10 protein-coding genes and 1 tRNA gene are annotated in these 12831 nt (G+C 69.6%); 4 read left to right on the top strand and 7 right to left on the bottom strand.

Going from position 1 to position 12831, the window contains the following annotated elements:
• Positions 1 to 1211: 1211 nt before the first annotated feature.
• The 3 genes from Apa02nite_RS06945 to Apa02nite_RS06935 form a co-directional block, all read right to left on the bottom strand.
• Positions 1212 to 1285: transfer RNA gene (locus tag Apa02nite_RS06945), tRNA-Met, on the bottom strand.
• A gap of 72 nt (positions 1286 to 1357) precedes the next feature.
• Positions 1358 to 4327, bottom strand: a complete 2970-nt coding sequence (locus Apa02nite_RS06940) for a UPF0182 family membrane protein (protein ID WP_203824316.1) — start codon at positions 4325 to 4327, stop codon at positions 1358 to 1360.
• Positions 4328 to 4449: 122 nt separating this feature from the next.
• Complete coding sequence (locus Apa02nite_RS06935) at positions 4450 to 5478, bottom strand: YlbL family protein (protein WP_203824315.1); 1029 nt, start codon at positions 5476 to 5478, stop codon at positions 4450 to 4452.
• A gap of 159 nt (positions 5479 to 5637) precedes the next feature.
• On the opposite strand from Apa02nite_RS06935, the gene Apa02nite_RS06930 reads away from it, so the two are divergent.
• Complete coding sequence (locus tag Apa02nite_RS06930; protein WP_507762484.1) at positions 5638 to 6840, top strand: zinc-dependent metalloprotease; 1203 nt, start codon at positions 5638 to 5640, stop codon at positions 6838 to 6840.
• Positions 6841 to 6965: 125 nt separating this feature from the next.
• Here Apa02nite_RS06930 and Apa02nite_RS06925 read toward each other — a convergent pair whose 3' ends face one another.
• Together Apa02nite_RS06925 and Apa02nite_RS06920 are read right to left on the bottom strand one after the other, a co-directional pair.
• Entirely contained in the window at positions 6966 to 7562 is a 597-nt protein-coding gene (locus Apa02nite_RS06925) for a hypothetical protein (RefSeq protein ID WP_067698069.1), read from the bottom strand.
• 66 nt (positions 7563 to 7628) lie between these two features.
• Complete coding sequence (locus tag Apa02nite_RS06920) at positions 7629 to 8162, bottom strand: M48 metallopeptidase family protein (protein WP_203824314.1); 534 nt, start codon at positions 8160 to 8162, stop codon at positions 7629 to 7631.
• Positions 8163 to 8671: 509 nt separating this feature from the next.
• Here Apa02nite_RS06920 and Apa02nite_RS06915 point away from each other — a divergent pair.
• The 3 genes from Apa02nite_RS06915 to Apa02nite_RS06905 all read left to right on the top strand — a co-directional run bounded on the left by Apa02nite_RS06915 (position 8672) and on the right by Apa02nite_RS06905 (position 11572).
• On the top strand, positions 8672 to 8836 hold the full coding sequence (locus tag Apa02nite_RS06915; RefSeq protein ID WP_198171071.1) for a DUF5679 domain-containing protein: 165 nt from the start codon (positions 8672 to 8674) through the stop codon (positions 8834 to 8836).
• A gap of 204 nt (positions 8837 to 9040) precedes the next feature.
• The gene (locus Apa02nite_RS06910; RefSeq protein ID WP_203824313.1) at positions 9041 to 10147 is read left to right on the top strand and encodes a hypothetical protein; all 1107 of its coding nucleotides are present in this window, start codon (positions 9041 to 9043) and stop codon (positions 10145 to 10147) included.
• A 78-nt stretch (positions 10148 to 10225) separates the two neighbouring features.
• Positions 10226 to 11572 (top strand): ABC1 kinase family protein, encoded by a 1347-nt coding sequence (locus Apa02nite_RS06905; RefSeq protein WP_203824312.1) that lies wholly within the window; start codon positions 10226 to 10228, stop codon positions 11570 to 11572.
• A 305-nt stretch (positions 11573 to 11877) separates the two neighbouring features.
• On the opposite strand, the gene Apa02nite_RS06900 is transcribed toward Apa02nite_RS06905, so the two are convergent.
• The gene (locus Apa02nite_RS06900; protein WP_067698076.1) at positions 11878 to 12240 is read right to left on the bottom strand and encodes a WhiB family transcriptional regulator; all 363 of its coding nucleotides are present in this window, start codon (positions 12238 to 12240) and stop codon (positions 11878 to 11880) included.
• A gap of 144 nt (positions 12241 to 12384) precedes the next feature.
• Positions 12385 to 12711 (bottom strand): hypothetical protein, encoded by a 327-nt coding sequence (locus Apa02nite_RS06895; RefSeq protein ID WP_203824311.1) that lies wholly within the window; start codon positions 12709 to 12711, stop codon positions 12385 to 12387.
• Positions 12712 to 12831: the final 120 nt, after the last annotated feature.

Here is a 12831-nt window from a genome sequence, read left to right as displayed (position 1 = left end):
ACCAGCCGAGACCGCCGAGCCGGCTCTGGTGGCCGCTGTGGCGAGGTGGCGGTCCGATGCTCTCGGAGCCTGGATCTCGGTCGAGAACGTGCCTACGAGCTGAGTCCCTACTGGCCGGCCCGACGCAGCTATCACTTCGAGCCGCGCCATGGGCATGGAGCCCGGCGGGGCGATCGCGGCACACGATCAGGCCCTCGACGATCAGCGGGAGACTCACCAGCACCCGAGGGACGGCCAGAGCACTCGCATGACGCCGCAGGGCGGTCAGAGCACTCACACAGCGCCGCCAGGAGGTAAGAGCGCGGATGGAGGGCGGCAGGAGTACTCGCTCAGCGGGGACGGGGCGGCGAGAGTCCGCAATCGGCCAAGGCCGAGGCGCCTACCGCACGCAATCAGGTTGTGCGTGCGCTCGCCGCCCACCCAGGGGCGCCGCCGGTCCGCAGCCCCACAACGCGCACCCGCACCGCCCCTACAGACCGAACACCCTTCACCGGTCGAGCGACACCCCCAACGGAAGGTCGCCCGACCGGCCCATGTGGCCTGCTCCGCGAACAACCGAGAGCCACTTGGCCCGCGCACCCGCCCCATTGGCCGGCTCAGCGCATATTTGTAAGGTTCCGCGCCCAGGGACGATCGAGACAGACAAGACGGCCCTGAGCACGCTGAGCGGACCCAGCGCCCCGGCAGCCCGGCAGCCCAGCGGCCCGGCAGCCCGGCAGCCCAGCGGCCCAGCGGCCCAGCGGCCCAGCGGCCCAGCAGCCCAGCGGCCCAGCGGCCCAGCGGCCTCAGTGCGTCAGCGCGTCAGCGCGTCAGCGCGAACGGCCCAGAAGTGCGAACAGCGCCGGACGGCGCGGAAGCGCAAGGCTGGGGCGCGACGGATAGCTGTGGTGACCGCCCGAGGGCCAAGCCATCATCGGGAAGACGGCCGCGAGCCGATGCCCTGGCCCTGGCCCTGGCCCTCCGGAGGCTGTCCACGGCCATGACGCCGCCCACGGCCCTGACCCGGTCGGTGAGGTGGCCGACAAACGATCGGTGAGGTGGCCAACAACCGCAACGTCCCAGACCCGCAGGGACCTCCCCGACCCACCGCGACCGTCCCGCCGACCGCGCCCCGCCGTCACGCGGGTTTCCGGGGCTCGGCCCCGGAGCTAGCAAAGCGAAGAGGGGCCTTCGTTCGCGGTGTTTGCGAACAAAGGCCCCTCAGCCACTCGTAGCGGGGACAGGATTTGAACCTGCGACCTCTGGGTTATGAGCCCAGCGAGCTACCGAGCTGCTCCACCCCGCGTCGGCTTCTAAAGACTAGCGCACTGGGGCCGGAGGCTGCAAAAGCAGCCCCCGGCTTCAGCGTTTTTGCTGGTCAGCCGCCCGCACTCGGGGTGGGGACAGCGGAGGTGGCCGTGCTCGGGGCGACCGACGGGCCGACGCTGGGCGTCGTTGCCGGGGTGCCCGCCGTGGTCTGCGCGGCCTTGAAGCGGTTCATCGCATCGTCGAGCGCCTTGAGCGCCTGGCCCTGGGCGACGAAGTCGCCGGCCTTCTGGGCGTTCTTGAGGTCGTCGATGGCCTTGTCCACGTCGGCGGCCGCGGCGGCCAGCTCACCGGTGAGCTGGCTGGGCGGTGTGGTGCCACCGGGTGGGGTAGTGGTCGGCGGCGTGGTGCCGGTCCCGGTGTTGCCGGTGGCCTTGCCGAGGTCGGCGAGCGCTTTCAGGCCCTTGGTGAGGTTGTCCTCGAGGACGACGTACTGGCCGCCGTCGCCGTAGGACATCAGCACCTTCTGCAGCAGTGGCGCCGCTCCGGCCGCCTGGGAGTTCTTCACGTAGACCGGTTCGACGTACAGGATCGCGTTCTCCAGCGGCAGCGAGATGAGGTTGCCGTAGAGGACGGTCTGCTGGCCGCCGCGGTTCAGCAGGGTGAGCTGCTGGGCGATGCCGGCGTTGCTGGTCATCAGTCGATGGACCTGCACCGGCCCGGGCACCGCGGTGTCGTCGGGCAGTTCGAGCACTTCCAGCGACGGGTTGCCCTTGGCGTCGTACGACCCGGAGATCAGGGCGGCCATGTTCTCCCGGTTGGCCGGCGTCACCCCGGAGGTGAGCTGGAACCGGGTCTCGTCCTGGTCGGGCAGCTTCACGTTCAGGTAGAACGGTGGCTGCTTGTCCCCGGTCTGCGGCGCGTCCGGCGCGTTCGGGACCTGCCAGAAGTCGTCGCCGGAGAAGAACGTGCGGTTGTCGGTGACGTGGAACTTGGTGAGCAGGTTGCGCTGCACCTTGAACATGTCGGCCGGGTAGCGGAAGTGCTCGGCCAGCTCGGCCGGGATCTCCGCCTTGGGCACCACCAGGTTGCCGCCGAAGGCCTTGTTCCACGCCTTCAGCACCGGGTCCTGGTCGTCGAACTGGTAGAGCGTGACCGTCCCGTCGTACGCGTCGACGGTCGCCTTCACCGAGTTGCGGATGTAGTTGACGTCGTCACGGGCCAGCGCGAACGAGCCGGTGCCGGTCAGTTCGTCCCGGGTCTCGTTGGCCAGGTTGATCTTCTGGGCGTACGGGTAGGTCTTCGCGGTGGTGTACCCGTCGAGGATCCACACGATCTTCCCGCCGACCACGGCCGGGTACGGGTCGCCGTCGATGGTGAGGAACGGCGCGACCTTCTCCACGCGCTCACGCGGCGTCCGGATGTACATCAGCCGGGACTTGTCGTTGAGCGCGTCGGAGAGCAGGAAGTTGCTCTCGGTGTTCTTGATCGCGAACACCATCCGGCGGAAGAACGAGCCGACCGGCACGCCGCCCTTGCCGTCGTAGGTGTACAGGTCGTTGTCGTTGCTGTCGGCGTCCTTCGGGCGGTCGAACTCGACCTTGTCCGCCGGGTTGGACTGGCCGACGATGGCGTACTCGGTGGACTGCTCGCCGAAGTAGATCCGCGGCTGGTCGGTCTTGATCTGGTCGGTCGCCGCCGAGCAGCTGCCCTTGTTGGCGGTCGCCAGGAAGCCGGAGACGAAATACGGCAGACCGCCGGCGCACACCTGGTTGGCGGGCGCGGCGACCATGCCGTACCCGTGGGTGTAGACCGTGTGCCGGTTGATCCAGTTGCGCTGCTGCGCGGAGAGCTTGGCGTCGTTGATCTCCCGGGCGCCGACCACGTAGTCCTGCACCTTGCCGTCGATCTCGTAGCGGTCGACGTCCAGCTTCTCGCCGAAGTCGTAGAAGCCACGGGACTGCTGCGACTGGGTGAACGCCTGCGAGACCAGCTGCGGGTCGATCAGCCGGACGTTCTGCGCGCTGGTGTCGGCGCCCAGAGTTGTCGGCGGATCCTCGTCGCGGGCCTGGTACTGCTCGACCGACGTGTCGGTGAGCCCGAACGCGTCCCGGGTGGCCGCGATCGAATACCCGATGTACTTCTGTTCCTTGTCGTACAGGCTCGGCTTGACCTGGAAATTCTGCACCGCGAGCGGGTAGATGCCGCCGATCGCCACAGCCGAGATGGCCAGCAGCGCCAGCGAGACGCCGGGCCAGACCAGGTTCCGCATCACCGCGTTGGAGAACACGATGATCGCGATCGCGACCACGATCGAGATGTACGCCAGGATCTCCTTGGCCGGCAGCAACGCGTTCACGTCGGTGTAGCCGGCGCCGTACAGTCCCGGGGAGACGTGCTGCTCGAGCAGCAGGGCGCGCCGGTCCAGCACGTACGCCACCGCCTTGAGCAGCACGAAGACCGCGACCAGGGTGGTCAGGTGCGCGCGTGCGGCAGTGGTCATCCGGTCGCCGACGCCCTGCAGGCGGACGCCGCCGAAGATGTAGTGCACGGCCAGTGCGCCGAGCACGGACAGCACCACCGCGGTGAAGCCGACGCCGAGCAGGTAGCGCAGCAGCGGGTACTCGAAGATGTAGAACCCGATGTCCACGTTGAACAGCGGGTCGGTCTTGCCGAACGGCTGGGAGTTGCGGAACAGCATCCAGTTGCTCCACTGGCTCTGCGCGGAGAGTCCCGCGAAGAAGCCGATGATCACGCTGAGCACGCTGATCCAGATGCCCAGCCGGGGCGCCAGGATCATCCGGTAGCGTTCGAGCGTGGCCTGTTCCGCCGAGTGCGGCCGCAGCAGCGGGCGCAGCCGGTATGCCAGATAGAGGTTGCCGCCCACGATCAGGGCCATCACCGCACCGATCACCAGGAACAGCAGTCCCTTGGTGAGCAGGACTCCGGAGAAGACGTTCGTCTTCCCGACCTCGGAGAACCAGAGGTAATCGGTGTACGCGTCGATGCCCCAGCCGAGCAGCGTGAATAGTATGAAGACCCCGACCAGGACGCCGACGGTGACGCGACCGCGCCGGCTCATCCTCGGTAGCGGACTGTTACGCATTACCAACGTTGGCTCCACACTTCGTCGGGCCGGTGTTTCACCTTACGATGTCCTATCCAGCTTCGATACGCGGTAGAACGGATCCGTTACGGCCGGTATCACGATGCCGAACAGGGCGTCGGACTGCCACCGGCAGTGAACGTCTTGAGGGCGGTGAGCGCGTCGTCCACCGTGGCCACCTTCGCCATCGGCAGGCCGGCCACCGCGTTGCGCAGGGCCTCCGCGCAGTTGTCCTTCGGGACCAGGAAGAGTTTCGCCCCGGCCTCCTTCGCGCCGACGAGCTTCTGCGGGATGCCACCGATCGGGCCCACATTGCCGTCGTCGTCGATGGTGCCGGTGCCGGCGATCACCTTGCCGCCGGTGAGGTCCTCGTCGCGGAGCTTGTCGATGATCCCGAGACTGAACATCAGCCCGGCGCTCGGTCCACCGATCTTGTCGAGGTCGATCTTGATGGTGAACGGGTGCGGCTGCTTGGTGTCGATCTCGATGCCCAGCCGCGGGGTGCTGCTGCCCTCGCCGGCCTTCGTGGTGACCTTCGCGGTCGCCTTCTTGCCGGCCCGGGTGTAGCCGACGCTCAGCGCGGTGCCCACCGGCTTGGCCCGGACCAGCTGGGTGAGCTGGGTCGGGCCGGTGATCGCGGTGCCGTTCACCGCGGTGATCACGTCGTTCTCCTCGAGCACGCCCACGGCCGCGCCACCGGCGGTGACCTTCCGCACGTACGTCTGCACGGGGTAGCCCAGCTCGCGCAGCGCGACCGTCTCGGCGCTGGTCTGCGACTGTTTCCACTCCTGCGCGTTCTGCTCCTGGACTTGCGCCTCGCTGCGGTCCGGCGGGTAGATCAGCTCGCGGGGCACGACCGCGTCGTCACCGCTGAGCCAGCCCTGGATCGCCTGGACCAGCTCGACCTTCGACTGCACGTTGACCGTGGTGAGCCGGAGCTGGCCGGCCGACTCGGAGGTCTTCGCCCCGGTCACCTTGATCACCTCGGTGCCCTGGGCGGAGCCCAGCGTGTTCACCGTCGGGCCGGGCTTGAGTGCCACGTACGGCAGGGGCGCGATCATGACACCGGCGGCCAGCAGGGCGGTTACCAGGGCGCCCAGGATGACGGTGACACCGCGACGTCTCATGCGCGTGAGACTACCCACCCTGTCTGAGTTCTCTCTGAGCTGACACCTCCATCAGTCCGCCACGAGCGTTTCGCGCGTACCGTTGGGGACGTGCCTGATATCCCGTTCGGCTTCTCCCTGCCGGGCGCGCAGCCGCCCGACCCCTCCGACCCGCAGCAGATGCAGCAGTTCATGGCTCAGCTGCAGCAGATGTTCGCTGCCCCCGGCAGCGGCCCGGTCAACTGGGACCTGGCCCGCCAGGTCGCCGCCAGCCAGCTCTCGGCGAGTGGCGATCCGGCGGTGAACATGCATGAGCGCCACCAGGTCGAGGAGGCGCTCCGGCTGGCTGACCTGTGGCTCGACCCGGTCTGCGCGCTCCCCAGTGGCATCCACAAGGCGGTCGCCTGGAACCGCAACGAGTGGATCTACAACACTCTGGACGTCTGGAAGAAACTGTGCGAGCCGATCGCCGGCCGCATGGTGGGCGCCATGGGCGACCTGGTCCCCGAGGAGGCCCGAGCCCAGCTCGGCCCGATGCAGTCGATGGTCGCCACGCTCGGCGGCGCGCTCTTCGGCGGGCAGCTCGGTCAGGCCTTCGGCCAGCTCGCCGCCGAGGTGCTCTCGGCCGGCGACATCGGCCTCCCACTCGGCCCGGCCGGCACCGCCGCGCTGGTTCCGGCCAACATCAAGGCGTACGGCGAGGGCCTCGAACTCCCCGAGGACCAGGTCCGGCTGTACGTGGCCCTGCGCGAGGCGGCCCACCAGCGACTCTTCGGGCACGTCCCGTGGTTGCGGGCGCACGTGCTGAACGCCGTCGAGGCGTATGCGAACGGCATCACGGTGAACCGGGAGGCGATCGAGGAGGCGATGAGCCGCGTCGACCCGACCGACCCGGAGTCGATGCAGGCGATGGCGCTCGAGGGCATCTTCACGCCCGAGGACACCCCGCAGCAGAAGGCCGGTCTGGCCCGTCTGGAGACGGCGCTGGCCCTGGTCGAGGGCTGGGTCGGGCACGTGGTCGACGACGCGGCCGGTGACCGGCTGCCGTCGGTGGCCGCGCTGGGCGAGGCGTTCCGCCGTCGCCGGGCCGCCGGTGGCCCGGCCGAGCAGACGTTCGCCGCCCTGGTCGGGCTGGAGCTGCGGCCACGCCGGCTGCGCGAGGCCGGCGCCCTGTGGACGGCGGTCACCGAGCAGCGTGGCTTCCAGGGCCGGGACGGCCTCTGGGACCACCCCGACCTGCTGCCCACCGACGAGGACTTCGCCAACCCGGAGGTCTTCGCCCGCGGTCAGTCGGACTGGGACATCAGCGAGCTCGAGGGCCTGGAGAGCAACCCCGAGCCCGGCGCGGACGAGCCCGGCCCGGAGGACACCGACAAGAAGTGACGTGACGACATCGGCCCTGCCACCGAGCCCGGTGGCGGGGCCGAGCCGTGCCCGGGACCGAGCACGTGACGGGACCGAGCCGGTGGCGGGCCGAACAATAAGAAGGGGCTGGCCGCTGAAAGGGGCTAGCCGCCCAGCAGGGCGCGGGTGTTGTCCCAGCCCTCCAGGGCGACGTCAAGTGTCGCCAGGTCGCCCGGGCCGCGCATCCGGCGCCACATCGGGGTCGAGGTGACCTCCCCTGGCGCCGGGGCGGTCCGGCGCAGCAGCTGCGCCGAACCGGTGTCCAGGTCGTGGTCGGCGAGCCAATCCGGCGCGGGCAGGCTGGTGGCCATGCCCAGCAGTCCGCCGCCGGGGCCGCCCGGTGCGACCGCGACGGCTTTGTTCTCCAGCGGGCTCAGCAGCTTGCCCAGGATCATGCCGGGCACGTCCGGCGCGTCCGCGGCGATCACGGCGGCCTGCTCGAACCCGTCCGCGGCGGCGGCACGCAGCACCGGCAGCACGGTGAGCTGCGGAATCTCGTAGATCCGCATGCCCGGCCAGGCGATCTCCTCGGCCAGCTCCCGGTCGGCCGGGGTGGCGGCGATCGCGGCCTCGGCCTGTGCCAGGCGGGCGAGCAGGTCGGCCAGGTCCTCGGCCAGCGCGGCACGCCACGCGGGCAGGGCGACTCCTGGCGGGCTCCACGGCACCGGGACCAGCATCATCACCACTACACGCCGCGTCACAGCGTCACAGTACGCACCTCGGTACGACCGGCCGCGCTCACGGCGTACCGAAAAAGGCAGTGGGGGTTATTCGGCCAGCACCATCGACGATCCGGCAGCGGAGACGCCCTCGAGATAGCCGCGGGCGCGCTCGGCCTTGGGGAAGCGGTTGACCAGCTCCCAGAAACGCGCGTTGTGGCTGGGCACGATCAGGTGGGCCAGCTCGTGCAGGAGCACGTAGTCGACCACCCAGTCGGGCATCTCCTGGATCCGGTGCGAGATCCGGATGGAGGCGTCGTCCGGAGTGCAGGAGCCCCAGCGGCCGTTCTGGTTCGTCACCCAGCGCACGCTGGCCGGCGCGACCAGGTCGACGTAATCCGCGTAGTACCGCGCGGTGAGCCGGCGGGCGCGGGCGAGCAGCTCGGCGTCGGTGTGCCGCAGGCGCTCCTCGCGGGTGGCCAGGCGGGCGAGCATGCGCTCGACCCACTCGGTCTCCTCGGCGCGCGAGAACCGGTCCGGGATGAGCACGACCACGCGCTCCCCGTCGCGATACGCGGACACCGTCCTGCGCCGACGCTGACTGCGCCGCACTTCCACGACAGGTTTGCGCACGCGGGCCATTACCGGCTCGCGCGGCCCAGATTCGGGTTCACGTTGAGACGCTAAACCGCGAGACCCTGGTCACCGCAAGAGTACGCCGAAGCTCTGTCACGAGATATGCACGTTACGTCCGCAAATACCCGAAAAAATTTTCCCCAGCCGCAACATCTGAGACAGCCGTCAACCTAGACCATCGTCGACTCAGGTGCCTACTCGGCCTACACGTCCCGTTAGGGCCGTTATGAAGCTAATCGTCGGCGTGTCCCGGCAAACGTGTACGAAAAGGGCACTTCCTCCCGGCACACTCACGTCGTCGGTGACACCGCCGACGCTGCGCTGACATGGAACCGGCCTGACCTGGGTAAGTCCACGCCCCGGACGGGATGGCCACACCCACGTGGCCACACAGACGCCATCCCGCGGATCTCGCGGGCGGCGGCTGACCGGGCCGGCGCCGCAGACAGGTTCGCGCCCGTCGCCGCGAAACAGGCACGGGGACCAGCGGCCGACGACACGAACGAGGAGGAACCGTGGCCGAGACCACGTACAACGGCTACTGCGTGAAGTGCAAGGAGAAGCGTGACTTCCAGGGCGAAGTGGCGGTCTCCAAGACCGGCATGAACATGGCCAAGGGCAAGTGCCCGGTCTGTGGGACCACGATGAACCGGATTCTGGGCAAGGCGAAGGCTTCTTGAGGTGCGCTTCCGGGGAGGCCGGCCGACTGGTCGTCCTCCCCGGCGGGCCGTAACCGTATCCGGCCCACCACGTTGAGTTATCCGGGACTTCCTGCGCCCAGCTGTGGATAACTCGACTCTGCTTGTGGATAACCCTGCGGAGTGCGTCGCCGGGCTGTGGATAACCAACTCACTCCGCAGCCCTGCAGTGACAACCTGTCACTCATGACCCCCGCACCCCGCCCCGCGCTGGCCCGGCCCACCCTGATCCCGGGGCTCGCCCGGGTCTGGCGCGGGCCGGTCGAGTTGCAGCTCGGCCTGGACCCGGCCCACGCCGTACGGGTGGAGTTGCCCGACCCGCGCCTGGCCCGGGTCCTCGACCTGCTCGACGGCAACCGGGCGGAACGCCAGATCCTGCAGCACGCGGCCGAGCTCGGCGTCTCCCCCGACCAGGCCCGCGAGCTGCTCGACGCGCTGCACCGGGCCGGTCTGGTGCTGCCCGCCACGGCCCTGCTGCCGGCCACCCTGCCCAGCGCCGAACGACACCGCCTGACCGGTGAGGCCGCCGCCCTGGCGCTCGATGCCCGCGGCAAGCAGTTCGGCGCCCTCCCGACCGCCGCAGAGCTCGCCTCGCCGGCCCGCACCCTGCGCCGCCGGCGCGCGGCCCGGGTGGTCCTGACCGGCCGGGGACGGCTCGGCGCCACCATCGCGGTCGCCCTGGCCGAGGCCGGTGTCGGTCACGTGCGCCCGGACCTCTCCGGCATGGTCGGGCCGGGCGACCTGGCCGGGAGTGCCCTGCGCACCGGAGATCTGGGCAGCCCGCTGCACAGCGCGGTGGCTGCCGCGATCGTCCGGGCCGCGCCCGGCACCCAGGTCGGCGAGATCCGGCGCGGCACCGCGGTGAGCCTGGTCGTCCAGCTCGCCCACGAGCAGCCCGCCGCCCTGGTCGCTGCCGGACATGCGAACCGTCGTCAGCCGCACCTCGCGGTGCGGATCCGGGACGGCGCGGCGATCGTCGGACCGTTCGTGCCGGCCACCGGCGGACCCTGCATGAACTGCCTGGAGCTGCACAGACGTGAGCGGGATCCGGATTGGCCGGGTTCACCCGCACCACCCGGCCCGGACGCGGCCGAGCCCTGCACGGTGGCCACCGTGCTGAGCGCTACCGGTCAGGCCACCGCCGAGGTGCTGGAGTTCCTGGACGGCGGCACCCCGGCGACACTGGGCGCGGCCATCGAGATCACCGCGCCGGGCCGGACCCGCCGCCGCGCCTGGCCGCCGCATCCGGGTTGCTCCTGTCACCGCCGGGGGTACCGATTTCCGCGTCCCTGATCGAACCTTTGTCGCATAAGCTGGCAAACCGATGGACGACGGGCAGAGGAAGGGCCGCGCGTCGGTCACAATGATCTGGTGACGGACATACCGCGGCGAGCGGCCTCCCGGACCGCCAAGCTGGCCGCACTGCCCCTCGGCTTCGCCGGCCGTGCTGCACTGGGGTTGGGCAAACGGGCCGTCGGGATAGCTGCCGACGTCATTTCCGCGGACATCCAGCAGCGCACCGCCGAGCAGCTGTTCAGCGTGCTGGGCCAGCTCAAGGGCGGTGCGATGAAGTTCGGCCAGGCACTGTCGGTCTTCGAGGCCGCGATGCCCGAGGAGATGGCCGGGCCGTATCGGCAGGCGCTGACCAAGCTGCAGGAAGCCGCCCCGCCGATGCCGGTGACCAGCGTGCACAAGGCGCTCGCCGAGCAGCTCGGGCCGGACTGGCGGGACCGGTTCGCCGAGTTCGACGACAGCCCGGCCGCCGCCGCCAGCATCGGCCAGGTGCACCAGGCGGTCTGGAAACTGCCGCCGGCCCGGAAGAACGCGAAACCGAAACTGCTCACGGTCGCCGTGAAGGTGCAGTACCCGGGGGCCGGCGAGGCCCTGGTCTCGGACCTCAAGCAGCTCTCCCGGCTGGCCGGCATGTTCAAGATCATCCAGCCCGGGATGGACATCAAACCGCTCCTGGCCGAGCTGCACGAACGCGTGGTCGAGGAACTCGACTACGAGATGGAGGCGGAGACCCAGCGCGCGTTCGCCACCGCGTACCACGACGATCCGGAGATCTTCGTGCCCCGGGTGGTGGCCGCCTCGCCCCGGGTGCTGGTCACCGAGTGGGTCGACGGCAGGCCGCTGTCCAGCGTGATCGCCGACGGCACCAAGACCGAGCGGGACGAGGCCGGTCGGCTGATGGCGATCCTGCACTTCTCCGCGCCCGGCCGGGCCGGGCTGCTGCACGCCGACCCGCACCCGGGCAACTTCCGGATCCTCCCGGACGGCCGCCTCGGTGTGATCGACTTCGGTGCGGTGGCCCGCCTGCCCGACGGCCACCCGGAACCGGTCGGCCGCCTGGTCCGGCTGGCCCTGGCCGCGGACGCGGACGGGGTCGCGGACGGGCTGCGCGACGAGGGCTTCATCAAACGGAACGAGTCGATCGACGCGGAGGCGGTGCTCGCGTTCCTGCGCCCGATGATCGAGCCGGTCGCGGTGCCGCGGTTCCAGTTCACCCGCAGCTGGCTGCGCGGGGAGGCGACCCGGATCGCCAATCCGCGGTCACCGGCGTACCAGCTCGGGCGCAAGCTCAACCTGCCGCCGTCGTACCTGCTGATCCATCGGGTGACGCTGGGGTCGATCGGGGTGCTCTGCCAGCTGGAGGCCGAGGCGCCCTATCGCGAGATCCTCGAGGAATGGTTGCCGGGGTTCGCGCCGGCCGCATGACCATCCGTACGGAAAAGCCCGTCCGCATCGGCGGACGGGCTTTTCACCATTTCCCGGGTAGCGGGTCTAAAACGCGGAATCAGTAGCCGCCGACGCCGAGTTCACGGGCGGCCTGCTTACGGCCTTCCATGGCGATACGGCGGGCGGAACGGTAAGCCTCAGGTGCACGGTCACTCTGAGGCTGACGCATTCGGGCCCTCGACAGGGCCGCTTGGATAAGTCTCACTTTGGTGACTCCATTCGAACGCACCGGGACGGTGCTGGGCTTTCGGGTGTCGATCGCGGGGATGGTCAGGTCGGTCATCTCAAGCCGCCAGACGGACGGAGTTGCGGGTGTCGAGACCGTTCGCGGCGAGCCGCTCCTCGACCTCGACGGCCAGCTCGGCATCCCGAGCGACGTCGACCTTCCGGGGCCGGCCACGCGGCCGCTTGCGCGGCACGACAGCGCCACGCTCGAAGATCTCGCCGCCCCAGACACCCCAGGGCTCGTTCCGCTCCACCGCGCCGGCGAGGCACTCGACGCGCAGCGGGCAGTCCCCGCAAAGCGACTTGGCCAGCTCCAGCTGGGCCGGGGAGTCGGAGAACCACAGGTCCGGGTCGAACTTCCGGCAGGGCAGGTTTGCCTCGATCTCGACGGTGATGTCGATCGGGGCCAGCGCCAGACTCATAAAGCCCGGTCACCTCTCTCTTCTTATCGATCTTCTGGATCGTGTTCCGGGAAAGTGCACCGGCTGGTGAGCCGGCAAAAAATTAAGGCCGCGGATCCCGGTTAGGGGTTCCGCGGCCTCGAGGTGAGCCGGAGGTCTGGGTTATCAGACCGGCCTTCCTCGAGGCGGGGTGCCGCTGCCACCATCCGTGTAGCGCTTGCTGGAGATGGAATCGACGCCCGCGAACCCAGTGGTGCCATTGACGCTGGCTTTGCCATTGCTGCCCTTGATGTCACCGACGAGCACCCGCTCGACGGCCCACTGGCCCAGCGCGGCTTGCGGCCGGCTGAAGACCTGGTGCGCCTGCGGAGCCAGGACCCGCTCAGCGGCCAACAGTGCCGACGGAGCGGCACCGGCGGGCAGCAGAACGGACAGAGCGCAAGCAGGAGACGGCAGCAGCGACGAACGCATCAGCACGGTGTGAATCCTCATCACGGCCACCTCCTCTCCATCAACTTGCACTCGTAGCTCGATCTTGCCCGGGAAGGTTCCCCGGCAAGTTGTGTTCTGAGGCTATGCCTGCCCTACAGGAGAGGGCAAACGAATTAACGC

It is taken from the genome of Actinoplanes palleronii (assembly GCF_016862315.1).
In the GTDB taxonomy this organism is placed as follows: domain Bacteria; phylum Actinomycetota; class Actinomycetes; order Mycobacteriales; family Micromonosporaceae; genus Actinoplanes; species Actinoplanes palleronii.
Note: the sequence above shows the minus strand (reverse complement) of the source record. Positions and strands in the feature narration are given on the sequence as shown.

Excerpts from the sequence above, each read along its gene's own strand:
- Apa02nite_RS06940 (WP_203824316.1), bottom strand. The coding sequence starts at position 4,327 with ATGAGCCGGCGCGGTCGCGTCACCGTCGGCGTCCTGGTCGGGGTCTTC.
- Apa02nite_RS06935 (WP_203824315.1), bottom strand. The coding sequence starts at position 5,478 with ATGAGACGTCGCGGTGTCACCGTCATCCTGGGCGCCCTGGTAACCGCC.
- Apa02nite_RS06930 (WP_507762484.1), top strand. The coding sequence starts at position 5,638 with ATGCAGCAGTTCATGGCTCAGCTGCAGCAGATGTTCGCTGCCCCCGGC.
- Apa02nite_RS06920 (WP_203824314.1), bottom strand. The coding sequence starts at position 8,162 with ATGGCCCGCGTGCGCAAACCTGTCGTGGAAGTGCGGCGCAGTCAGCGT.
- Apa02nite_RS06910 (WP_203824313.1), top strand. The coding sequence starts at position 9,041 with ATGACCCCCGCACCCCGCCCCGCGCTGGCCCGGCCCACCCTGATCCCG.
- Apa02nite_RS06900 (WP_067698076.1), bottom strand. The coding sequence starts at position 12,240 with ATGAGTCTGGCGCTGGCCCCGATCGACATCACCGTCGAGATCGAGGCA.
- Apa02nite_RS06895 (WP_203824311.1), bottom strand. The coding sequence starts at position 12,711 with ATGAGGATTCACACCGTGCTGATGCGTTCGTCGCTGCTGCCGTCTCCT.